23 protein-coding genes and 1 pseudogene are annotated in these 22,758 nt (G+C 67.0%); 17 read left to right on the forward strand and 7 right to left on the reverse strand.

What is annotated here, in order from left to right:
• Positions 1-95 precede the first annotated feature (95 nt).
• From CG51_RS02640 to CG51_RS19365, 6 genes and pseudogenes are all read left to right on the forward strand, one after another.
• Positions 96-1,034, forward strand: a complete 939-nt coding sequence (locus CG51_RS02640; RefSeq protein ID WP_035741546.1) for an aminotransferase class I/II-fold pyridoxal phosphate-dependent enzyme — start codon at positions 96-98, stop codon at positions 1,032-1,034.
• A complete protein-coding gene (cbiB, locus tag CG51_RS02645) occupies positions 1,034-1,948 on the forward strand; it encodes an adenosylcobinamide-phosphate synthase CbiB (protein WP_035742007.1) in 915 nt (304 codons plus the stop codon). The genes CG51_RS02640 and cbiB overlap by 1 nt, the downstream gene beginning before the upstream one ends.
• 213 nt (positions 1,949-2,161) lie before the next feature.
• Entirely contained in the window at positions 2,162-3,346 is a 1,185-nt protein-coding gene (locus CG51_RS02650; RefSeq protein ID WP_035741547.1) for a lytic murein transglycosylase, read from the forward strand.
• 3 nt (positions 3,347-3,349) lie between these two features.
• Entirely contained in the window at positions 3,350-3,895 is a 546-nt protein-coding gene (locus CG51_RS02655; RefSeq protein ID WP_035741550.1) for an MOSC domain-containing protein, read from the forward strand.
• A 64-nt stretch (positions 3,896-3,959) separates the two neighbouring features.
• Entirely contained in the window at positions 3,960-4,139 is a 180-nt protein-coding gene (locus tag CG51_RS02660; protein ID WP_035742008.1) for a hypothetical protein, read from the forward strand.
• 390 nt (positions 4,140-4,529) lie between these two features.
• Positions 4,530-4,694: pseudogene (locus CG51_RS19365) on the forward strand (transposase); the annotation flags it as partial.
• Positions 4,695-5,262: 568 nt separating this feature from the next.
• On the opposite strand, the gene CG51_RS02665 reads toward CG51_RS19365, so the two are convergent.
• Entirely contained in the window at positions 5,263-8,703 is a 3,441-nt protein-coding gene (locus CG51_RS02665) for a chromosome segregation SMC family protein (protein ID WP_035741552.1), read from the reverse strand.
• A gap of 115 nt (positions 8,704-8,818) precedes the next feature.
• On the opposite strand from CG51_RS02665, the gene CG51_RS19020 reads away from it, so the two are divergent.
• From CG51_RS19020 to CG51_RS02690, 4 genes are all read left to right on the forward strand, one after another.
• Positions 8,819-9,634: a GNAT family N-acetyltransferase gene (locus CG51_RS19020; protein WP_084694996.1), complete on the forward strand. Its 816-nt coding sequence runs from the start codon at positions 8,819-8,821 to the stop codon at positions 9,632-9,634.
• Positions 9,635-9,729: 95 nt separating this feature from the next.
• The gene (locus CG51_RS02680; RefSeq protein WP_035741555.1) at positions 9,730-10,218 is read left to right on the forward strand and encodes a GNAT family N-acetyltransferase; all 489 of its coding nucleotides are present in this window, start codon (positions 9,730-9,732) and stop codon (positions 10,216-10,218) included.
• A gap of 506 nt (positions 10,219-10,724) precedes the next feature.
• Entirely contained in the window at positions 10,725-11,081 is a 357-nt protein-coding gene (locus CG51_RS02685; RefSeq protein ID WP_035741556.1) for a CidA/LrgA family protein, read from the forward strand.
• Entirely contained in the window at positions 11,074-11,793 is a 720-nt protein-coding gene (locus tag CG51_RS02690) for an LrgB family protein (protein WP_035741558.1), read from the forward strand. Before CG51_RS02685 ends, CG51_RS02690 begins: the two co-directional genes overlap by 8 nt.
• On the opposite strand, the gene CG51_RS02695 is transcribed toward CG51_RS02690, so the two are convergent.
• Positions 11,786-12,337: a gamma-glutamylcyclotransferase gene (locus tag CG51_RS02695; RefSeq protein WP_035742013.1), complete on the reverse strand. Its 552-nt coding sequence runs from the start codon at positions 12,335-12,337 to the stop codon at positions 11,786-11,788. The genes CG51_RS02690 and CG51_RS02695 overlap by 8 nt on opposite strands.
• A gap of 49 nt (positions 12,338-12,386) precedes the next feature.
• Between CG51_RS02695 and CG51_RS02700 the strand changes: the two genes are divergently transcribed.
• Positions 12,387-13,427 carry a DUF2125 domain-containing protein gene (locus CG51_RS02700; RefSeq protein WP_143412838.1) on the forward strand — a complete coding sequence of 347 codons (1,041 nt, stop codon included), beginning with the start codon at positions 12,387-12,389 and terminating at the stop codon, positions 13,425-13,427.
• Positions 13,428-13,862: 435 nt separating this feature from the next.
• Here the strand turns inward: CG51_RS02700 and CG51_RS02705 are convergent, their stop codons facing one another.
• The 4 genes from CG51_RS02705 to aroQ all read right to left on the reverse strand — a co-directional run bounded on the left by CG51_RS02705 (position 13,863) and on the right by aroQ (position 17,414).
• The gene (locus CG51_RS02705; RefSeq protein ID WP_051929995.1) at positions 13,863-14,762 is read right to left on the reverse strand and encodes an extensin-like domain-containing protein; all 900 of its coding nucleotides are present in this window, start codon (positions 14,760-14,762) and stop codon (positions 13,863-13,865) included.
• The gene (locus CG51_RS02710) at positions 14,763-15,683 is read right to left on the reverse strand and encodes a prephenate/arogenate dehydrogenase family protein (RefSeq protein ID WP_035741563.1); all 921 of its coding nucleotides are present in this window, start codon (positions 15,681-15,683) and stop codon (positions 14,763-14,765) included.
• Entirely contained in the window at positions 15,683-16,777 is a 1,095-nt protein-coding gene (hisC, locus tag CG51_RS02715; RefSeq protein ID WP_035741565.1) for a histidinol-phosphate transaminase, read from the reverse strand. Before hisC ends, CG51_RS02710 begins: the two co-directional genes overlap by 1 nt.
• A gap of 199 nt (positions 16,778-16,976) precedes the next feature.
• A complete protein-coding gene (gene aroQ / locus CG51_RS02720; protein WP_035741567.1) occupies positions 16,977-17,414 on the reverse strand; it encodes a type II 3-dehydroquinate dehydratase in 438 nt (145 codons plus the stop codon).
• 291 nt (positions 17,415-17,705) lie between these two features.
• Between aroQ and CG51_RS02725 the strand changes: the two genes are divergently transcribed.
• Positions 17,706-18,452, forward strand: coding sequence for a rhomboid family intramembrane serine protease (locus CG51_RS02725; RefSeq protein ID WP_035741569.1), 747 nt, complete (start codon positions 17,706-17,708; stop codon positions 18,450-18,452).
• A gap of 92 nt (positions 18,453-18,544) precedes the next feature.
• A complete protein-coding gene (gene msrB, locus CG51_RS02730) occupies positions 18,545-18,958 on the forward strand; it encodes a peptide-methionine (R)-S-oxide reductase MsrB (protein ID WP_035741573.1) in 414 nt (137 codons plus the stop codon).
• Between the two features lie 54 nt (positions 18,959-19,012).
• On the opposite strand, the gene CG51_RS02735 is transcribed toward msrB, so the two are convergent.
• Positions 19,013-19,477, reverse strand: a complete 465-nt coding sequence (locus CG51_RS02735; protein ID WP_035741575.1) for an outer membrane protein assembly factor BamE — start codon at positions 19,475-19,477, stop codon at positions 19,013-19,015.
• A 209-nt stretch (positions 19,478-19,686) separates the two neighbouring features.
• On the opposite strand from CG51_RS02735, the gene CG51_RS02740 reads away from it, so the two are divergent.
• From CG51_RS02740 to CG51_RS02755, 4 genes are all read left to right on the forward strand, one after another.
• Positions 19,687-20,229, forward strand: a complete 543-nt coding sequence (locus CG51_RS02740) for a YceD family protein (protein WP_084694997.1) — start codon at positions 19,687-19,689, stop codon at positions 20,227-20,229.
• Positions 20,230-20,396: 167 nt separating this feature from the next.
• The gene (rpmF, locus tag CG51_RS19370) at positions 20,397-20,603 is read left to right on the forward strand and encodes a 50S ribosomal protein L32 (RefSeq protein ID WP_084684014.1); all 207 of its coding nucleotides are present in this window, start codon (positions 20,397-20,399) and stop codon (positions 20,601-20,603) included.
• 43 nt (positions 20,604-20,646) lie between these two features.
• The gene (gene plsX, locus CG51_RS02750) at positions 20,647-21,741 is read left to right on the forward strand and encodes a phosphate acyltransferase PlsX (RefSeq protein ID WP_035741578.1); all 1,095 of its coding nucleotides are present in this window, start codon (positions 20,647-20,649) and stop codon (positions 21,739-21,741) included.
• The gene (locus tag CG51_RS02755) at positions 21,738-22,712 is read left to right on the forward strand and encodes a beta-ketoacyl-ACP synthase III (RefSeq protein WP_035741580.1); all 975 of its coding nucleotides are present in this window, start codon (positions 21,738-21,740) and stop codon (positions 22,710-22,712) included. The genes plsX and CG51_RS02755 overlap by 4 nt, the downstream gene beginning before the upstream one ends.
• Positions 22,713-22,758 lie beyond the last annotated feature (46 nt).

Below are 22,758 nucleotides of genomic sequence, written 5' to 3' on the forward strand. Positions count from 1 at the left end.
CGATGCCGCTTGAAGAGTTGATTTCTCAAAGATTTTGAGATTTTACCGCCCCCGACACCAACGGCGGCAGCGCCGCGACGCAGAAGGAGCGGGCGATGGCGGAGACGCGGGACCATGGCGGCGGCCTCGACGCGGCGCGCGCGCGGCATGGCGGTGATGCGGCAGAGTGGCTGGACCTGTCCACAGGCATCAACCCGGAGGCCTATCCGCTTCCCGTCTTCCCCCCCGAAATCTGGAACCGCCTGCCTGATCGGGATGCAGCAGCGGCGTTGGAGGAGGCTGCCCGGACGTTCTGGCGTGTGCCGCGGGCAGCGGCGGTGCTCGCGGCGCCGGGGGCCTCCGCGCTGATCGCGCGCATCCCGCGGCTGCTGCCACCGGGCCGGGTGGAGATACGGGGGCCCACCTACAATGAACATGCCGCCTCCTTTCTGGCGGCGGGCTGGAAGGAGGGACCGGGAGGCGCGCGGGTGCTGGTGCACCCCAACAACCCTGACGGCAGGCTTCACGCCGCGCCGGGGGCAGGCGGGGGGCCGGAGGCGCTCACCGTGATTGATGAGAGTTTCTGCGACGTGCTGCCCGGGGCGAGCCTCATTGCCCTCTCCGCCCGACCCGGCACGCTGGTGCTGAAAAGCTTCGGCAAGTTCTGGGGACTGGCAGGGGTGCGGCTGGGCTTTGCCATCGGCGACCCCGTGCTGATCGCCGGTCTGGGCGAAGCGCTCGGCCCCTGGCCCGTCTCCGGCCCCGCGCTGGCGATCGGGCGCGCCGCGCTGTCCGACGAGGGTTGGGCCGCGCGGACCCGCGCACGGCTTGGACATGATGCAGTGCGGCTGGACGGCATCATGACAGCACGCGGCGCGCGCCTGGCGGGCGGAACCCCGCTGTTCCGGCTCTATGATGTCGATAGCGCGCGGGAGTGGCAGGAGCGTCTGGCCCGCGCCCGTGTCTGGAGTCGCATTTTCCCCTATAGCGACCGCTGGCTCCGCCTTGGCATGCCTCCGGGCGATGGCTGGGCACGGCTGGAGGGGTCATGGTGATGCAGCCGCTGGCACTCGCGGCGGCTCTGGCTCTGGACGCAGTGTTCGGCGAGCCGGAAAGGCTCTGGTCGCGGGTGCCGCATCCCGCGGTCATCATGGGTCGCATGATCGACGCGATGGATCGCCGCTTGAACAGGGGAGCCTGGAGACGGGCGAAAGGGGCGGTGGGGCTCGGCCTGCTCGTGCTCCTTGCCCTGCTGGCGGGACGGCTGGTCGCGGCGCTGCCGTGGGGCGGGCTTCTGGAGGTGCTGGCCGCCGCAGTTCTGCTGGCGCAGCGAAGCCTTGCCGATCACGTGGCGGCCGTGGCGACCGGTCTCCGCGCGAGCCTCGCCGAAGGCCGAAGGGCGGTAGCCCGGATCGTCGGGCGGGATACGGCGGCGATGGATGCGCCCGCCGTCGCGCGCGCGGCGATAGAAAGCGCGGCGGAGAACCTCTCGGACGGCGTCGTCGCCCCCGCCTTCTGGTTCCTTGTCGGCGGGTTGCCGGGCATTCTCATCTATAAGCTCGTCAACACCGCCGACAGCATGATCGGCCACCGCACCCCCCGGCATGAGGAGTTCGGCTGGGCAGCGGCGCGGCTGGACGATCTTCTGAACCTCGTCCCCGCGCGGCTGACGGCGCTGCTGATCGCTCTCGCCCACGGGCGAGCCGACGCATGGCGGGTCATCCTGCGGGATGCGCCGCTGCATCGCTCGCCGAATGCAGGCTGGCCGGAGGCGGCGATGGCAGCCGTGCTCGGCATCGCACTCTCCGGTCCTCGGAGCTACCACGGAGAGCGGCGTGACTTTCCCTATGTCAACGCTGAGGGGCGCCATGACATCGGTGCGGCGGAGATCGACGCGGCCGTGGCCGCGCTCTGGCGGGCATGGGCGCTGATGCTGGCGCTGGTGCTTCTGGTCTGGCTCATTACCTGACAGGTTTCTGAATAAGGCTTTTGGGGCTGTATTGGAGCGGGAAGCATCCGCAAGCCGACAAACTTCGGCCCGAAATCCAGACATTTCGGATCACACCGGGCCGATTTCCCGATTTTCAAGCGTTGGGTATGAGACGCGTGAACTTTTACAGCAGCCTGCCAAGGGCCTTGCCCGGATACCACCCCGCCCTAGCTTCGCGAAAGGAGGACCCCCATGCGCGCCACCCTGTTCCCTGCCCTGCTGGGCCTTGTCGCCCTCGCGGGCACCGCATCCGCCCAAAGCGTGCCCTGCGGCGGCGACTTCGGACGCTTCGTCGCCGGCCTGAAGCAGGAAGCGGGCGCGAACGGTCACTCCGCACAGGCCGCCGACCGCTTCTTCGCCAACGTGCGCCGCGACCCCAAAGTGATCGCCGCCGACAATTCGCAAGGCGTCTTCCGCAAGACATTCACCGATTTCTCCAGCGCGCTCATCAGCGGGAACCGGATGGCCAACGGCGTGGCCAACGGCAAGAAATACGCCGGACTGCTCAAGGAGGCGGAGCGGCGCTACGGCGTGCCGCCGGGGGTGATCCTTGCCTTCTGGGGATTCGAGACCGACTACGGCGCCGTGCAGGGCAACTTCAACACGGCGAATGCGCTCGTCACCCTCGCGCATGACTGCCGCCGTCCCGACCTGTTCCGCCCGCAGGTATTCGCCGCGCTCTCACTCTACGAAAAGGGCGCGTTCGACCCGGCCACCACCACCGGAGCCTGGGCAGGGGAGATCGGGATGATCCAGATGCTGCCCAAGGACATCCTCGAACGCGGGGTGGACGGCGATGGCGACGGGCGGGTGACGCTGAAAACCTCCATCCCCGACGCGATCATGTCGGGTGGACGGATGCTTGCCGATCACGGCTGGAGGCGTGGGGAGCCATGGCTTCAGGAAGTCACGGTTCCCGACCAGATGGACTGGAGCCTGAGCGGGCTGGACACGCCGCGCCCCGCTGCGGACTGGCTGCGCATGGGGGTGAAGCCGCGCGGCGGCGGCAAGGTCGCCGCCAACCTGAACGCGGCCCTGCTACTGCCGCAGGGGCGCAAGGGCCCGGCATTCCTCGCCTATCCGAACTATTATGTGTTCTTCGACTGGAACAAGAGTTTCGTCTATGTGACGACCGCCGCCTATTTCGCCACCCGCCTCTCGGGCGCCCCGGCCTTTGACCCCGGCAACCCGGACCCGCCGCTCACCGACGCGCAGATGACCCTGCTTCAGCAGAAGCTCACCGCGCACGGTCATGATGTGGGCGCGATAGATGGCGTCCTGGGCGCGATGACCCGCAGCGCCGTGCAGAAGGAGCAGGCGCGCCTCGGCCTGCCCGCGGATGCATGGCCCACCCGAACCCTTCTGGACAGGCTCTGACCCATGACGCAAGCGACCGCTGAAACACTTGCCGATGCTCTACCCCATGTGCTTGCCGCGCCAAAGGACGATGCACCGATCAGGACGCTCTGTTTCCGCCGGGGCTTCGGAAAGCGCGACTTCCGCGACAGCCTGACCCTTACCGTCGCGGAGGGCGTGCCCGGCGAGCGCTGGATGAAACATCCCTGGATGAAGCTGGCGGATGGTAGCCCTGACCCTCGCATACAGATATCCATTCTCGGCACCCGCGTGGTGGAGGCTGTGGTGACAGAGCCGGAGATGCTCCATCCCGGCGACACCATCGTCGCGGATATGGATTTCTCGGAGGAGAACCTCCCCGTCGGCACACGGCTTCGGATCGGTACAGCAGTGGTGGAAGTATCCGACCTGTGGAACGATGCCTGCGTGAAGTGGAAAAAACGCTACGGCAAGCCCGCCTTCGACTGGATCCGTGCCCCCGGTCACGCAGAACTGAGGCTCCGGGGTGTGCTCTGCCGGATCGTAGAGGACGGGGAAGTGACGCTGGCGGATCGCATTCGCAAGATTTAGCGCCGCTGCAGGAACCGGGTCGGGTCGTGAACGTTTCCACTGCATTGAAATGGAGGAGGAAACCATGGCAAAAACTTACCTCGTCGCAGCCCTTCTTTGCGTTTCGGTCGTCGCCGCTTGCGGCAATACACGTGGGCAGCGGGTTGCCACCGGTGCGCTTGGCGGCGCCGCTGCGGGGCAGGTGATCGCCAAGGAGCCCATCGCAGGGGCGGCCGTCGGTGGACTTATTGGTGCTGTCCGCTAAGCATCAGATAGATTCCTGACAAATATCCGACGCGGAATGATAGCTGCCAGATTGACGGCAGTTTAACAAGCGAGGGCGAGTCGCTCACAGCGGGATTGCGCTACCCGAGGGAAGCTGCGGGCGCAGGTGCGTTGGCGGGCTTCTGAGAAGCGTCTTGCCCAAGCGCCGGAAATCCGCAAATCGGCGCGAAAACGCCGGAAGTGTAGTGATTTCCAGCTGAATTTCTTCAGATTGCGAACTATTTTCGCTCCAGCACAGCCCAGAAAGCCTTTTCAGCGCCTGCTGGACGAGGGTTCTGTGCTTGCAGGGTTAGGGGGTCAAATGGGTTAACGCTCAGGACCCACTGATGTGAGTCGCTCGATCTGATTCAGGCTCCTGAGGAGGCTGGATATAAGTGACCTGTATTGGCTGACGGACGAGCGGATGGCTCGGCTGGCGTGTTATTTTCCCAAGACCCACGGCAAGCCGCGTGTTAACGACCACCGAGTGTTGAGCGGGATCATCTTCATCAACCTCAACGGCCTGCGCTGGCGGGATGCGCCGGCGGCCTATGGCCATCGTGCCGCGTCAGCGGGCTATGCCGCATTGTGTCGCTGACAGAGGCTCGGTCGGCGGGCGGGGGGTTCGGATGCTGAGCGGTGTTGAATCGGTCTGCCTCGATCCCATGAAATCCGCTATCGGCTCGGCCTCCCACCCTCCAGACGCGCGGCTTTGGGGGCCGAACCGCCGTGCGACCGGCCTGTGGCGTTCTAAGCCTCCGTTTCCGACTTCGGATGAGCGGCCGAGCCATGTTTCTCGATCGCCACTGGACGGCGCCAATACCGCGAACGCCCGCGCCAGCACCTCCACCTCCGCCTGACCCAAGCGGACTGACGATGTTAAAGCATCTGCTGTGGGCAATAGACCGCAGGCGCGGCCTTCAGCGCATGGTTCGGTTCGGTATAAGGACGATGCCCGGATCAACCCCGGGTGCGACCGGATACCAATTCCGAGGGTTCCGCGGCAACGGAGGCAGAAGCCAGCCAAACGGCCATGAATCGGCCAGAACGCGCAAGCTGTTCCCTGCCTCATCGCCGACGATTACGCTTTAGCCAATCGAACGATCCCATTCACGGGTCCGGGACTATGCCACCAGTGCCTCCGCCCGTGTCAGATCGACGGAGACGAGCTGACTCACCCCCTGCTCCTGCATGGTGACACCGAACAGGCGGTCCATCCGGGCCATCGTCACCGCGTGATGCGTAATGACGAGAAAGCGGGTGCCGGTGCGGCGCGTCATCTCGTCCAGCAGATCGCAGAACCGACCGACATTGGCATCGTCCAGCGGGGCGTCGACCTCGTCGAGCACGCAGATCGGCGCGGGATTGGCAAGAAACACCGCAAAAATCAGCGCCATCGCGGTCAACGTCTGTTCCCCGCCTGACAGCAGAGACAGGACGGAGAGCTTCTTGCCCGGCGGCTGGCACATGATCTCCAGCCCGGCCTCCAGCGGATCATCCGACTCCACCATCACCAGATCCGCCTCTCCGCCCCCGAACAGATGCGTGAAAAGCTGACGGAAGTTGCGGTTGACCTGATCGAAGGCGGCCAGCAGCCTTTCCCGCCCCTCCCGGTTCAGCGCGGCGATCCCCGCGCGGAGCTTGGTGACGGCGGCATCCAGATCGGCCCGCTCCACGGCCAGCGTCCCCTGCTCCTCGGCCAGCGCGCGGGCATCCTCCTCCGCTCGCAGGTTCACCGCGCCCAAGGCCTCCCGCGCGCGGCGGAGCCGGTGGATCTCCTCCTCCGTCTCGCCCGCGGTCACGGTGACCTCACCCAGACTCGCAGCCAGCGCGGCGGGCTCCGTCTCCGCCTCCTCCCGGATGCGGTCGGCGGCCTCCGCGCCCACAAGCGCGGCGGCATCGGCACGGGCGATGGCCGATGCCCGCTCCTCCCGGTTGTCCGAGGCAAGACGCTCGGCCGCCCGCTCCGCCGCCTCCGCCTCCGCCAGCGCGCGTTCCGCCGATTGCAACGCGGGGCGTGCGCGGGCCTCCCGGGCTCCGGCGAGGTCAAGATCAGCAGCGAGCGCTTCCGCCCGCGCGGCAAGCGCCTCCGGCACGGCACGGGCGCGGGCAAGATCGGTAGCGACAGCCGCCTCCCGCCCGTCCATCTCACGGGCACGTCCCTCTGCGGCGGAGAGCCGTTCGGCCCAGCGCGCCTGTTCGCGCGAAACCTCCGCCGCCCGCCGCTCCCGCGCAGCGCCCTGACGGCGGATGTCCTCCGTCGCGGCACGGCGGTGCAGTGTGGTGGCCCGCGCCTGCTCCACCGCGCGCCGTGCGGCGGCTGCATCCTCGCGCAGTCCGTCAAGCGGCGGGAAGGCGGCCATCGCCACACGGGCCTCCTCCACCTCCTCCGCCGCGCGTTCTGCCTGCTCCCGATGCCCATGGGCGGCGAGGCGGGTCGTCTCCATCCGGCCTTCGGCCACCGAACGCTCCGTCTCCGCCCGGTTCAGCGCCCGGCTTGCCTCCGCCAGCCGCTGCTCCGCCTCCTTGCGGGCCATCCGGGCGGATTTCTCGGCCACGGCTGCGGCGGCAAGGGCGTCCGCCAGCGCCTCATGTCCCTCGCGCAGCGTCTCCGCCCGCGCCTCCGCCTCCGCCAGTTCCACCCGCAGCGTGGCGAGGCGGTTGCGCTGCGCCAGTTGCCGGGCAGCATCCGACACGCCGTCCCCCGCGACGCGGACGAGCCCGTCCCAGCGGAACAGATCCCCCTCTCGCGTCACGAGCCGCACTCCGGGCATGAGCGCCGGGAGCAGCGCCGCCGCCCGATCCGCCGTCGCTACGCCGATGCGCGACAGCCGACGGGCAAGCGCCAGCGGGCCATCGACATGCCGGGCCAGCGGCTCCACCCCCTCGGGCAGTCGGTCCTCCCGCAGCGGCGGCAGGTGTCGCCAGCCGGATCCGTCGCTCTCCCGCTCCGGCAGGTCGAGGTCATCGGCGAGCGCCGCGCCCAGCGCCTTTTCATAGCCTGCGGAGACCGCCACCTGATCCAGCACCCGGCTGCTCTTGCCGCGCGCCTGCTCCACCATCCGGCCGAGCGTCGTGACCTCGGCCGAGATCGCACGCACGACGGCTTCGGCGGCGGTGCGCTGGGTGCGGGCCTCGCCCTCCTCTCCCTGAACGCGCCGAAGCCGGGTCTCCGCCGCAATGATCGCTTCCTCCGCGATCTCCAGGGCACAAGCGCCTGCCTCCTGTCCTTCTGCCGCGGCCTCCACGGCTTCGACGGCACGCGCGCGGAGCTGCTCGGCCTCCTCCGCTTGCGCGCTGGCCCGGGCGGCGTCGCGGAGGCTCCGTTCCGCCACGGTTTCGGCGGCGGAGAGCCGCCTCTGGCCGCTCTCGTGATCGGCGACGGCGCGGGCCAGCGTTTCCGTCAGTCCCACAAGCCGCGCCTCCGCTTCGGCAAGCACAGCTGCCGCGGTCTCCGCCGACTCCTCCGCCTCCTCAAGACGTTCCTCATGCCCCTCGCCCGCCTGCAGAAGCGCGTGTGCCTCCTCCTCCAGCCGGCGGAGCGTTTCGCCCGCGTCCCGGTGGAGCGCGGCTTCCCGCTCCCGGTCGGCGGCAAGCTGGTCCGCCCGCGCGCGCAGGGCCGCAACCGCCTCTCCCGCGCGTGCCTCCTCCTCCGCAAGGGCCGCCTGCTGGAGACGCAGACGTTCCACGACAGCGGTGGCGATGGAGGCCTCCTCCCTCAGCCCCGGAATTTCGGCGGCGAGGTCCGTGCGGAGGGCGGCGGCTTCCTCTGCCGCGACCCCTGTCTCCGCAGCTTTGCGGGAGGCCTGCTCCGCCCCGGTCCGTGCTACTTCCGCGGCGGCGACAGCCTCCTGCCAGCGGGCAAGCAGCAAGGCGCCCTCCGCCCGGCGAAGCGCCGCGCCGATCTCCCGGTAGCGGGCCGCCTGCCGTGCCTGCTTCTCCAGCATGCGCATCTGCTGGAGAAACTGCTCCAGCATGTCATCGACGCGCTCAAGATTCTGGGTGGTGGCGGACAGCCGCAACTCCGCCTCGTGCCGGCGCTGATAAAGGCCGGAGATCCCCGCCGCTTCCTCCAGTATCCGCCGCCGGGCCTGCGGACGGGCGTTGATGAGTTCGGCGATCTGACCCTGCCGGACCAATGCGGGCGAATGCGCGCCTGTGGAGGCGTCCGCGAACAGCATCTGCACATCCCGCGCCCGAACATCCTTGCCGTTCACCCGATAGGCCGAACCCTGATCGCGGGTGATCCGTCGCACGATATCCAGCGCATCGGTGTCATTGAAGGCGGGGGGGGCCAACCGCTCGCTGTTGTCGATGCTGAGCGCCACCTCTGCAAAGCCCCGCGCGGAGCGGGAGGCCGCGCCCGCAAAGATCACATCCTCCATCCCGCCGCCCCGCATCGCGCTTGGCCGGGTTTCCCCCATCACCCAGCGCAACGCTTCCAGCAGGTTCGACTTGCCGCAGCCGTTCGGACCGACGACCCCCGTCAGCCCCTCGGCGATGACGAGGTCGGTCGGATCGACGAAACTCTTGAAGCCGTTGAGCCTGAGCCGTACGAAGCGCAAGGAGAACCTTCCCTCTGGAGTGGAGCGGCATCCTAGGGCTAAACCTGCTGCCTGTCGATCACATCCCCAGCAGCGGCAGCCAGACCCGGCATTGCCACAACATCTGGACCCAGACATGATCTCGATCACCCCCGAAAGCCCCCTCACGCCGGATGGCCGCGCCCTTGTCGCGGAAAGTCAGGCTCATATGGAAGCGGTGTTTCCGGAGGGCGGGATCTTCACCCTGACGGCGGAGGAGATCGCCGCCGCCTCCGGCGTCTTCCTGATCGCGCGGGAGGAGGGACGGGCGCTCGGTTGCGTGGCGCTGGTGACCCGGACAGGTTACGGAGAGGTCAAGCGGCTCTGGATGCGCCCCGCCGCCCGCGGACGGGGCGTGGCACGCAGCCTCATGATCACGCTCGAGCGGGAGGCCCATTCCGCGGGCTGCCGCCTGATGCGGCTGGAGACCGGCCCGGCGCTGCCTGCTGCCGTGGCGCTCTATCGCACGCTCGGCTACCGCGAGCGGGGGCCATTCGGCGACTACGATCCCCACCCCGACAGCCTGTTCATGGAAAAGTCCCTCCCGCGCGAAGGGCACTGCCTCTGCGGGCGTATCCGGTACCGCGCGGAGGGGGAGGTGATCTGGCAGCTTCATTGCCACTGCGAAAGCTGCCGCCGAGCGACCTCCTCCCCGATGACGAGCTTCTTTGCAGTCAGGGATGGCGGCTGGCGCTGGATGGGCGAGGAACCGGCGAGCTACGCCTCCTCCCCCGGTGTTACGCGCTATTTCTGCCCCACATGCGGCTCACCCATGGGTTATCGTCCGGCAAAGGGCGGCGAAATGCATTTCTATGCCTGCTCCCAGGACGATCCTGCTGCCTTCGCGCCCGAAGGCCATGACTTCCCGGAGGAGCGCCTGCCCTGGCTTCCCCCGTCTGATCGCGGATCCTGACCTCGGCGCGCATCGGTTGGACGAAAGTCCCGCAGAGATCACAAGGCACTCCGCTTCGGCGCTCCCGCATCCTCACACAGGCAAACCTCCGGCCCATGACACCCCGTATCGCGACCCCCACAGATTTCCCGCAGATCCTCCGGCTGATCCGGGAGAGCTTCGCCTATATGGACGCGCGGATCGACCCGCCCTCCTCCATGCACCGGATGTCGGTCGCCTCCATCGCCGAGCAGGCGGAAACGGGGGAGGTCTGGCTGATCGACGGGCCTGCGGAGCCGCAGGCCTGCGTCTTCCTGACACCGCAGGCAGAGGCGCTCTATCTCGGCAAGCTCGCGGTGGCGGCGGCGGCGCGCGGCCAGGGCCTCTCCCGGCGGCTGGTGGCCTTGGCGGAAACACGCGCCCGTGCGCTCGGCTACGCAGCGCTCGAACTCCAGACCAGGGTGGAACTGGTGGAGAATCACGCGATCTTTGCCGCGATGGGGTTCCACCGCGTCGCGGAGACAGCCCACCCCGGCTATGCGCGTCCGACATCCTTCACCTGGAGAAAGGCCGTAAGCGCAGAAGCGCCGTCTCCCGCCGCCTGAGCCATCCCGGCGGCCGACGGGATGGTAGCCGCCCGGTGCTTGCCGGAGACCCTTGGCAAAAGGTGCAGAGCTTCCCTTCTGCGCGATACTTCCCGGAGCGCCGGCCCGCGCCCTGCCGTGCTCTCGCCGGATCGTGGAGAACGGCCGTGAGCGCAGAAGCATTGTCTCCCGCTGGCTGAGCCTCCCCCGCTTGGCGCGCAGACCCTGCGGAGTCGTCCACCATGCACGCCGCTCCACGCGATGCGTCCCGGAATACCGGTGCGCGGCCCGGCTCGCACGCTCGCCGGATCGTTCCGAAAGACCGGATCGTGGAGAAAGAGCGTGAGCGCAGAAGCGTTGCCGCCCGCCGTCTGGTGAACACCGCCGCATCTGCCCGACCGGCCCAGCCCGTCTTGCACCTCCCGCCCCAGCGGGCGTAGCTTCGGAGGTAGCCCCATACGGCGGGCGCGTCCGCTATCGCTCCCGCTGCAGGCGTAGCCTCTGGCCATCCGCAAAAGGTCGCCTCCATGATCCTGCCTCTGTTCTTCATCCTCGCCTGCCAGCTTGTCGGCGAGGCACTGGCCCGGCTGTTTCCGATCCAAGTGCCCGGGCCGGTCATCGGCATGGTGCTGATGGCCGCGGCATTGGTGCTGTCGCCCCGGCTGGTCCGGGCGATCCGGCCCGTGGCGACCGGCATCCTCGGCAATCTGTCGCTGCTGTTCGTGCCCGCCGGTGTCGGCGTGATCGGGCATCTGCCGCTTCTGGAAAGCGAGGGGCTGGCCATCGGCGCAGCGCTTGTCGGGAGCACGATCCTCGCCATCGCGACTGGGGCCCTCACCTTTGTCACGGTGGCTCGACTGATGAAGGGCAAGCGGCATGACTGACTTCGCGGAAATCTGGAGCTACCTGTCCCACGCGCCGCTGCTGTGGCTCACCCTCACGCTCGGTGCTTACGTGATCGCGGACGCGGCCTTTCGTGCATCGGGGCGCAAACCCTTCGTGAACCCGGTGCTGCTCTCGGTCATCATGATAGGCGGGCTGCTGCTGGCGACGGGCACGCCCTATCCGGTGTATTTCGAGGGGGCGCAATACGTCCATTTCCTGCTCGGCCCGGCAACGGTGTGTCTGGCGCTCCCGCTTTACGACAACCTGCCGAACCTGCGAACGGCCCTCATCCCTCTTGTCGCGGCTTTGTTCGTCGGATCGCTGACCGCCATGGGGTCCGTGCTGGTCATCGCGCATCTGCTGGGGGCGAGCCACGAGACGCTGCTGTCGCTCGTCCCGAAGTCGGTCACCGCACCCGTAGCCATCGGCATCACGGAAAAGATCGGCGGCTCCCCCACCCTCGCTGCGGCGCTGGTCCTGCTCACGGGGATCATCGGGGCCATCGTCGTCACGCCGCTGCTCAACGCGCTCGGCGTTCGGGACTGGCGGGCGCGGGGCTTCGCGGTGGGGGTCGCGGCGCATGGGGTCGGTACCGCGCGAGCGTTTCAGGTCAACGAGACGGCAGGCGCCTTCGCCGGTATCGGCATGGGGCTGAACGCCGTGCTGACCTCACTCATAGCACCGTGGATCGCGCGGATTTTCCTCAACTGACCGGGGCAAGGCCTCGCACACGCGACGCAAGCCACTCGAGATCGGTGTCTTCGAAGCCCAGCGTCTCCAGATGGCCGACGGTATTGTACAGGTAGTCGCTGTTCGGGCCGCGCCCTCCCACCGCTGCGGCGATGATGCGGGCCTGCTCCTCCAGCGGCAGGTTCGCGCAATACTGCACATGGTCGGGGTCGATGACATAGGTCAGCGCCTCTACCCGTCTGCCGTCCTCCAGTGTCACGGGCTGCGAGGTCTCAAGATAGGCGGAACTGACGAGCTCCCGCTCCCTCAGCATCGCGAGCACTTCGGCCGCCTCCTCCGCCGCGACCGCCAGCGCCACGCCGTCGCAGAAGGCGCCCTCCTGCCGGTCGAGCGCGAGGACGAGCCCCGGCGCCTCCACCGTGCCGCGATGGTGGATGGAGCGCATGCAGAAGCACCTGTGCCAGCCCTCCAGCCGCGCCCGCTGGCGGGCGACCGGGTGGAACTCCGGCTCCCACATCAGCGATCCATATCCAAATACCCAGAATGCGATCTCCGCCACCTGCATCCCCATCTGTTGCTTCGCCACCTCCCGATATAGACAGAAGGAGCACAGCGTGAAGGGAAAGACCATGCGCTTCATCCTCGGCTTCGCCCTTCTCCTGCTGCTCGGCTGGACGGGATGGTGGTTCTTCGCCGCCTCAAGGGTGGAGCATGGTGCGGCGGCCTTCATCGCGGAGCAGCAGGAGCACGGCATGGCGATCGGACATCAGGGCCTGTCGGTCCGGGGGTTTCCCTACCGTTTCGACCTGGAACTGACCGCACCCGACATCCGCGACCCCCGCAGCGGATACGGCTGGCAGGCGCCCTTCCTGCGATTGCAGGCGCTGGCCTACCAACCCAATCACATCATCGCCACCCTGCCCGACACCCAGACTGTCCACCTGCCTGACCAGACGCTCACCGTCGCCTCCACCCGGATGCAGGGCAGCATCCGCACGCGCCTGCCGCCCGGCATGGCGCTGCAACGGCTGGTCACGGAGGGGGAGGCGGTGACGCTTGCTTCCGACCGGGGATGGTCTCTGGCGCTGCCGAAGGTCGTGGCGGCCCTGCAGCCGACGGAGCAGACGGGCGCGGCACCGGACACCTATGATCTCTCGCTCTCTGCTACGCAGCTTGCGCCGGGCGGCACTCTCAAGCTCGACATCGATCCGCGGAGCCGCCTGCCGGAGGAGATAGAGGCGGTGACGCTCAACGCGTCGCTCACCCTTGATGCGCCGCTCGACAGGGCGATGTTCGACAGGAATGGTGTCACGCCGGAGATTAGGGCAATCGGCATCCGCGATGCGGGCGTCATCTGGGGAAACGCCAACCTGCGGCTTTCCGGCGATCTGGCCATGGGCGCGGAGGGATTGGCGGACGGAGCGTTGCATCTGCGTGTGAGCGGCTGGGAAACGATCCTGAACATCGTCATCGCCCTCGGCATCGTGCCGGAGGAGAACCGTTCCGTGGCGGAGGTGGCTCTGCGCGTCATGGCGGGAACCACGCTCGGAGCAAAAACTCTGGACGTGCCGCTACGCGTCTCTTCCGGCGTGGTATTCCTTGGCCCGGTTCCGCTGACGACCATCCCCCCCGTGCTGCGGGAACGGCGGGGATAGGCTCGGTCATCGGGGGTTCTGCGGCCGGCAATTGGCTGCAACCACACGATCAGGCAACGGTGATCCCATGCCGACACGCTGGCCGACAGCCCCCGAATCAGGGCGCGATCGGTGTCATCATCGCCCGCGGGGACCCTGAGGCCGCGCACCCCGGCACACCGGACGCAGGCCCTGGACTTAACCGGCTTGTGAACAGATCTCCTGAACCTGAGTCGAGCGAAGATCGACCGAAATCCGACGGACCGACTGCCATGTCGGCAATCTACGGGACGGGTTTCGTATGCAGAGGCTTGGCGCTTCGGGACTTCTTTGGCAGCCTTTCAGGTCGGCACGGATCGCAACGTGCTACGGTCGCGCGCTGGACGATACAGATCGACCAGTCCGCCCCCGGCATCAGCATAACACCCCTCTAGGACGGGCGAATGGCACGCCGCGTCAGCGGCAGTAGGCGCTGCCGTTGCGTCGAAGGGCAGTGTCAAAATGCATGTGGTCTTCATGATAGCCGTCGGATCCGGGGCCGAGCGTGGTACTGAAGATCCCGCAGCCCTTGCTGTATGCGGTCTTCAGGATCTGCCCCGCCTGCCCCCTGCCCCAGTCCCGCGCGACATTGAGCGCCTGACCATTCGCCAGAACCACAGCCGCGACATCAACCGCCCTGCCGCGCCCATGTTCTGAGATCTTGCCGCCCGCCAGATTGTTGCGCGGACGGCAGGCATAAGTTCCGGCGATCTGGAGCGATTTCACCCCGCCCCCCTGCTGCCCGACAGCGGGTTTCAACGACGTCCTTACCCATTGGTCGAGGGCGGTCGCCGTCTGGCAGTCCACCATCGCCGGCTGGCTGAGCTGGACGCCATCGACCGCCGTGACTTCCACCGCCTCGGGAATGCCGCAACCGGCAATGCGCGAGGTGACGGGGGCGATCCGCCGTCCGGTCAGCTTCGGAACCCCGCAAAGGCCAGAGCCTTGCCGCGATATGGCACCGGGCGTTGCCGGCGCGATGAAGGACACGCTCTGCACCAGCGGCGCGGCTTCCCGCATGTGCTTCGCCGCGATCTGCGGCGGGCGGGGCATGGGGCGGAGCAGCGCGTCCAGCAACGCCATCCCCTCCCCCGCCGCGACGACTTTCCGCTGCGAAGCGGCAAGCCCTGCGGGCCGGGGCAGCGGGCGTGTTGCGGAAAGCACCGCCCCGCCCGGACCGGTGGATACCGGAGAGGTAGTGGATGCGAAGGGGCGCAGCTTCGGGGCGTCGGATCGCAGCGGCCCCGCCTCCCCCGCAGTGGCAAAAGCGACACCCGTGAGACAGAGCCAGAAGGCGAGCGCGCGCCGCCGCCTCACTCAGTCGCCCGCCTTCGTGCGCCCGAAGTCGGGGGCGGCTGTATCCTGGCCCGCCTGGATGATGCCGCGCCGAATGGCGCGCGTGCGGGTGAAATAGTCGAAGAGCATCTGGCCGTCCCCCATCCTGATCGCGCGTTGCAGCGCGAAAAGCTCCTCCGTGAACCGCCCGAGGATCTCCAGCGTGGCCTCCCGGTTGGTGAGGAAGACATCGCGCCACATCGTCGGATCGGAAGCGGCAATGCGCGTGAAGTCCCGGAAGCCCGCCGCAGAGAACTTGATTACCTCGCTATCGGTGACCCTGCCAAGGTCATCTGCGACGCCGACCATCGTATAGGCGATAAGATGCGGAGTGTGAGAGGTGACGGCGAGGACGAGGTCGTGATGCTCTGCATCCATCGTCTCCACATTCGCGCCCATGCCGCGGCAAAGCGCCTCCAACCGTTCCAGCGCCGCGTCCGATCCGCCGGGAAGTGGGACCAGGATCCACCAGCGATTGCGGAACAGCTCGGCGAAACCGGAGCGAGGGCCGGAATGCTCCGTCCCGGCAAGCGGGTGGCCGGGGATAAATTCCACCCCCTCCGGCACGAAGGGTGCTACAGCGTCGATCACCGACTGCTTGACGGAACCGACATCGGTCAGCGTCGCGCCGGGCTTCAGATGCGGACCGATCTCCCGCGCCACATCGCCCATGCCGCCCACCGGAATGCAGAGCACGACGAGATCCGCATCCACCACCGCTTCCGCCGCCGTCTCCGTCACCCTGTCGCAGAGGCCGATCTCCAGCGCCGTGGCCCGCGTTTCCGGGCTGCGGGCATAGCCGACGATCTCCCGCGCGAGGCCGGCCTTCCGTATCGCATGGGCCATGGAGGAGGCAATGAGGCCAAGTCCGATCAGCGCCACGCGATCATAAAGCACCGCCATCAGACCGCTCCGCCTTCGCGTGCCTTGAACTGGCCCACCGCATGCGCCACGCGGCGGCAGGATGCCTCGTCTCCCACGGTGATGCGCAGGCAGTTGGGAAGGCCGTAACCGGCGACGCGCCGCACGATCAGGCCCTGCGACTGAAGGTAGGCGTCACAGGCCTGTGCCTCCGCCTCGTCCGCAAACCGGGCAAGGATGAAATTCGCTGTCGAGATGTCCGAAGGCACGCCCTTCTCCGCCAGAGAGGCGGCGAGCCATGTCCGCAGACGGGCGTTCTCCGCCCGGCAACGCGCGACGTAATCCTGATCGCGGACCGCCGCCTCCGTGGTCTCAAGCTGCGCGCTGGACAGGTTGAACGGCCCGCGGATGCGGTTGAGCACATCCACGATCTCCTTCGGACCGTAGCCCCAGCCGATCCGCAGCCCGCCAAGGCCGTAGATCTTGGAAAACGTGCGCGTCATGAAGACATTGGGCATCCCCGTCGCCAGAGCCGCCCCGGCATCATAGCCTTCCACGTATTCGGCATAGGCGCCGTCCAGCACGAGGATCGCCCCCGACGGCAGGCCGGACGCCAGCCGCTCCAGTTCCGGCAGGCCGATCATGGTGCCCGTCGGGTTGTTGGGATTGGCTAGATAGACGAGCCGCGTCCGCTCCGTGCAGGCGGCAAGGATCGCATCCACATCGGTCGTCCGCTCCCGCTCCTTCACCGCGACGGGCGTGCCACCCGCGGCCAGCGTGGAAGTCCGGTAGAGCAGGAAGCCGTGTTCGGTAAACACAACCTCATCCCCCGGCCCGACATAGGCCTGTGCGAGAAGGTTCAGGATCTCGTCCGATCCCACGCCGCAGATGATCAGGGACGGGTCCAGCCCATGCACCTCGCCGATCGCCTGACGGAGCGCCGCATGATCGGTCGAGGGATAGCGGTGCAGCTTGTGCACCGCGCGGGAGAAGGCTTCCTTCGCCCGATCGGAAGGGCCGAAGGGGTTTTCGTTGGACGAGAGCTTGATCGCATCCGTCTGACCTGCGACATGCGATGCTCCGCCTTCATAGAGAGCGATCTCCATGATACCGGGCTGCGGGCGGATGTCGGACATGGGGCACCTCTCGCCAGAATTGCGCACCGGTCTTAAACGCGCGACCCTTTTTCCGCCAGCGACAAGTTGGCTGATGTGGCGCGCCGGCATCGCCTTGCGGGGCCCTCGGCTCTTCCTGTCGGAGCGGGACCGTCCGAAGCCGGCCATGCAGCGGGACGGAAGCTCTTCCCCGGCGCCGCTGCGAAGGCACGACCCTTCGTCAGTCTCCGACGAGCGTCGCCAGCCGGCGGAGTGCCAGCAGATAGCCCTCCGTCCCGCAGCCCGCGATCACCCCGTCGGCGCGGAGCGAGACATAGGAGTGATGGCGGAAGCTCTCCCGCTTGTGGACGTTGGAGATATGCACTTCCATCACCGGCCCCTCGAAGGCATTCAAGGCATCGAGAATCGCCACCGACGTGTGGGTGTAGGCCGCGGGGTTCATGACGATGCCCACCGCCTCCTCCCGCGCAGCATGGATCCAGTCCACAAGCTCCCCTTCGTGGTTGGACTGCCGGAAGACGATGGAAAGCCCAAGCGAATGCGCCAGCTTTTCGCAGGCGCTTTCCACATCGGCGAGCGTTTCGTGTCCATAGATGTCTGGCTGACGGCGACCGAGGAGGTTGAGGTTCGGGCCATTGAGAATATGGATTGTTTTCATGGTGCGGCTCCCTTCCGCTCCCTGCTTATCCCATGTTCCGACCCGCGTCAGCGGACCGGTACAGGCCTGCGCACAGATAAGCGGCTCCAACGCAGGTGCGTGCCCGGAGTGGGAGAAGGTAGATGTCGAATGCGGTCGCGCCCGTGCCCCGGCGTGGGCAGACCGGCGTGGGCAGACCGGCATGGGCAGACCGGCATGGGCAGACGGGCGCCGGTGTCGCATTGTCGCCCGCAACGGTCGGCGACGGCCATCGCGCCCTTGACCCTTGCCGTGCTCCGGAGAAAATGATGCATGTTCCCGTTTCGCGATCATAATCCCGCCTCCCGTCAGCCCGTCATCACATGGTTGCTGATTGCGCTCAACGTCGCTGTCTTCGTGATGATGTTACCGCTGATGGCGGACCCGGCGGGGCTGGGCGCCTTCTATGATCGTTGGGGACTGGTTCCAGCCCGCGTCATGGCGGGAGAGAGGCCGGAAACCGCGTTGACGTCGATGTTCCTGCACGGCGGCTTTCTGCACCTCCTCGGCAATATGCTGTTTCTCTATGTCTTCGGCGACAATCTGGAAGACCGGATGGGGCGGCTGCCGTTTCTGGCGTTCTACATCGCCTCCGGGCTGGGTGCGGGAGCGTTGCAGATCGCGGCGGGACCGACGTCTTCCGTGCCGATGGTCGGCGCCTCCGGGGCGATCGCCGGCGTGATGGGAGGCTACCTCCTGCTGTTCCCGAAGGCGAAGGTCGATCTTCTCGTCATCTTCATCTTCTTCATACGGATCATCACGCTGCCCGCCTCCCTCGTGCTGGCCTACTGGTTCCTCATCCAGATCGTTGCCGGAGCCTTCACGCCGGAGGCGGATGGCGGGGTTGCGCACTGGGCGCATGTCGGGGGCTTTGTCGTGGGAGGTCTGCTCGCGGTTCCGCTCTGGCTCCGGCTAGGCGGCCCGGCATTCTGGCAGGCGACGGAGGGTATTCCTCCACATCCGCCGGCTGCGACGCGGCTCCGGCGGACGCAAGTTCCGGTGATCCGCCGACGCCGCTGACCTCCGCCCCGCCCCCCCGGGGGGGTTGGAGCGTCCCTCTCCCATGCCTACCTTGAAAACAACCGCACGTCGCGGATCACCGGAGGACCCAAATGACAGACACCAAGCAAAAAACCCTCCCCGTGCAGAAGACGGAGGCGGAATGGCGCGAACAGCTTTCCGATCTTGCCTATCGCGTCACGCGGGAGCAGGCAACGGAGCGCCCGTTCAGCCATGACGACTTCCCACAGGGGGCCGCCATCTATCGCTGCGTCGGCTGTGGCACGGAACTCTTCGATCAGGCGGAGAAGTTTGACAGCCATTGCGGCTGGCCCGCCTTTACCGCCCCGACTGAGGGCGCGCCCGTGGGCGAGAGCGTGGACCGTAGCCATGGCATGGTGCGGGTAGAGGTGCATTGCGACAACTGCGGCGCACATCTGGGTCACGTATTTCCCGACGGCCCGGGTCCGACGGGGCTGCGCTACTGCATCAACGGCGTGGCGCTGGTCCACGAGCCGAAGGGCTGATCCTCGCCCTCTGATGCTCTGTCAGCCGGTGAGGTCGCGCCACGCGGCGCGATCTTACCGGTCTTCGGGCAGTATCTGGTCAAGGCTCGGCGTGCCGAGGTTGCGCAGGAGCTGCGTGACGAAGCTGACGTTGGAGATGCCGGATTCGGTCACACGGCGCGAGAGAACGACGACATTGCCGTCCTGCAGCCCGAATCGCTCGATATTCGCGACATGGCCATTCGGGGCAAACGAAATAGCCAGAACCTGCCGCTCCACGTTCTCCGGCGCGAGCGCGCCATAGTTGCGGAAGCGGTCCTGCACAAAATACCAGGCGGAATCGCCCATCACCCCATGCGTGCTCGGCTGACCGATGGATTGCGCAACCGTCTCACGCGTATCGACGCCAACGCGCACCTGTTCCAGCTCATGTTCCGTCGGAACATAGCCATGGTCGCGATAGACGGGGCTACAGGCCACCAGGAACGGCAGGACGAGGCAGACAATGCTCCGCCACGCCAGATACCGGAGCTTGACCATTCCGTCCCCTTGTCTTTTGCTTCCAAGCGTCCCCATTGGCTTACAGAAGGTCACGCCCTGGTTCAAGGAAGGAAGATATACCCTTCGTCGGATGCAGCGATGCGGCGCTTGCGCCTGCCGTTGCTTCGCCTATCTGGAGGGATGAGCTGCAGCGGAAACGCTGCGTCCTGCCACCGCCCGCGACGGGCCTCGAGATCGCCGGAGTGCCCATGCCCCTGTCCTTTTCCCATCCGATCCGCATCAGCAGCCTCGGCCCGCGCAAGCCCACCCGGTTCGATCTCAAGCCGGACGGCGAGGAACTCGCCGACCTTGCTGCCGCCGTAGGTGCCTCCAGCCTCTCGGGCGTGCATTTCCGCGGTGAAATTCGCCCTATTGGCCGGGAGGACTGGATGCTTGAAGGGCATCTGACGGCCGAAGTCGTTCAGCCCTGCATCGTGACGCTCGATCCTGTCACCACCCATATCAGCGAAGACGTGCAGCGGCGGTATCTCGCCAATCCGCCCGAACCCCCGGCGGAAGAGACCGAGATCCCCGAGGATACCGATGCGGAGCCGCTCGGGTCCACCATCGACCCCGGTGCGGTCATGGCGGAGGCGCTGGCCCTTGCCATGCCGCTCTATCCGCGGGCGGAGGGTGTGGAGGTCGGCGAACAGGTGTTTACCGAGCCGGGTGTTGCACCGATGCGCGACGGCGACGTCAAGCCGTTCGCCTCCCTTGCGGAACTGCGTGAAAAGCTGGCAAAGAAGGACTGAACCGTCGGGTCCACCCTGATGGCGGATCAGAAAGGGCTTGCGCTCACGGCGAATCCGGCTATGTTCCCGGCCTCGTTTAACCGCTGGCTGCCACACTCCCGGAAGGAAGAGGGCGGCTGGCTCATGTGCTATCAAAGGGGCCTGTCCCCCAGAGTCGAGGTTGTGACATGGCTGTCCCTCAGAATCGCGTTACCCGCTCCCGTCGCAACATGCGCCGTGCGCATGACGCGCTCGTCGCCGCCAATCCGAACGACTGCCCGAATTGCGGCGAACTGAAGCGCCCGCATCACGTGTGCCCCTCCTGCGGCCATTACCACGAACGTGAAGTGGTCGCCGCCGGTCAGGACGTCGATCTGGACGAAGACGCGGCATAAGTCGCAGTCGGGATACGGCAGAAAGCCACGAGTTACGGACCGCATGGAGCCCCAGACGGACACCACACGCATCGTCATCTCCGTCGATGCGATGGGCGGTGATCGCGGCCCCTGTGCGGTCGTCGATGGTATCGCGGCGAGCGCTGAAAAGAATCCCGATGTTTCTTTCCTCGTTCACGGGAACGAGGCGGAGTTGAAAAAGCTCGTTGCGCGTCGCAAGCCCCTTGCGGCGCGCTGCGAGATTCGTGCGACCGAACGGGTCGTCACGATGGATGAAAAGCCGTCCTACGTGATGCGGAACGGCGCGGGCACTTCCATGTGGTCCGCCGTGGACAGCGTGCGCAATGGAGAGGCCGCCGCAGCCGTTTCCTGCGGCAATACGGGCGCGCTCATGGCGGTCTCCATGCTGCGGCTCAGAAAGTTGCCCGGCGTGAACCGCCCCGCGATCGCAAGCGCTTGGCCATCACGGAATGCGCATGAGTTCAATGTCATGCTCGACATGGGCGCCGATGTGCGCGCCGATGCCGAAGATCTGGTGCAATTCGCCGTCATGGGTGCCTCCTATGCCCGTAACGCGCTCGGTCTTGCGGCACCCCGCGTCGGCCTGCTGAACGTGGGGACGGAGGAGAACAAGGGCCGGGCAGAGCTGAAGGCCGCGCATGAGATGATGCCCACCGCCGCGGGCATCAGCAACTTCGCCTATATCGGTTTCGTCGAAGGCAATGACATCCTGGGCGACCGGGCCGATGTGATCGTCACGGACGGCTTCACCGGGAATGTCGCGCTCAAGACGGCGGAAGGCACTGCGAAGCTTGTGGCCGATTCGCTGCGGGAGGCATTCCAGAAGACACCGCTCTCCCGCATGGCGGCATTGCTCGCGATGCCATCGCTCAAGCGATTCTCCCGCCGGATGGACCCGCGCCGGTCCAATGGCGGCGTCTTTCTCGGGCTGAACGGGATGGTGGTGAAGTCTCACGGCTCCGCCGATGCGACGGCGATGGCCGCGGCCATCAACCTTGCCATCCGGCTCACCCGCGCGGGGTTCCAGGATCGCCTCGCCTCCCGCGTCGCCACGGCGCTCGCCACCCTCCAGACCGGCGAGACCGCCGGGTCCACCAGCAGCGGAGCCACCGAATGACGAGACGTGCCGCCGTCCGGGGCGTGGGGCATTACCTGCCTGCCCGGATCGTCCCGAATGCCGAGTTCGAGGCGACGCTCGAAACCTCCGACGAATGGATCCGCAGCCGGTCCGGCATCGAACGCCGGCATTTCGCTGCGGAGGGGGAGGCGACATCCGGCATGGCCGCCGAGGCCGCCCGAGCGGCGCTTGCCGATGCGGGCCTGCACCCCGGTGACATCGACGCCATCATCGTCGCCACCTCCACCCCCGACCTTACCTTCCCTTCCGTCGCCACCATGGTGCAAGAACGCCTCGGCATGACGACGGGCTTTGCCTATGACGTTCAGGCGGTCTGCGCGGGCTTCGTCTTTGCGCTGGCCAATGCGAACGGCATGATCCTTTCCGGTCAGGCGGAGCGTGTTCTCGTCATCGGCGCGGAGACGTTCAGCCGCATCCTCGACTGGACCGACCGCGGCACCTGCGTGCTCTTCGGCGACGGTGCGGGCGCTCTCGTGCTGGAAGCCACGACCGGCGATGGGCTGCCCGGCGACCGCGGCATTCTTGCGGTCGATCTGCATTCGGACGGGCGCTATCGCGACATTCTCTACGTGGATGGCGGCGTCGCCACCACTGGAACAGCGGGTGTGCTGAAGATGCAGGGCAAGGAGGTCTTCCGTCAGGCGGTGGAAAAGCTTGCCGAGACCGCCCACACCGCGCTCGCCAAGGCGGGGCTGGAAGCGCAGGACGTGGACTGGATCGTGCCGCATCAGGCGAACCTGCGCATCATCAAGGCCACAGCGCAGCGCATGGGCCTGCCGATGGAAAAGGTCGTGGTCACTGTGCAGGATCACGGCAATACCTCCGCCGCCTCCATTCCGCTCGCCCTTTCGGTGGGCAAGGCGAACGGGCAGATCAAGCGTGGCGATCTCGTCGTCACCGAGGCGATCGGCGGCGGGCTCGCCTGGGGATCAGTCGTCATCCGCTGGTGACCGGCATGTTGACTTGGCCCGCTTAATCCCTGACAGTCATATGGAT

Source organism: Haematobacter missouriensis, from assembly GCF_000740775.1.
Lineage (GTDB): Bacteria > Pseudomonadota > Alphaproteobacteria > Rhodobacterales > Rhodobacteraceae > Haematobacter > Haematobacter missouriensis.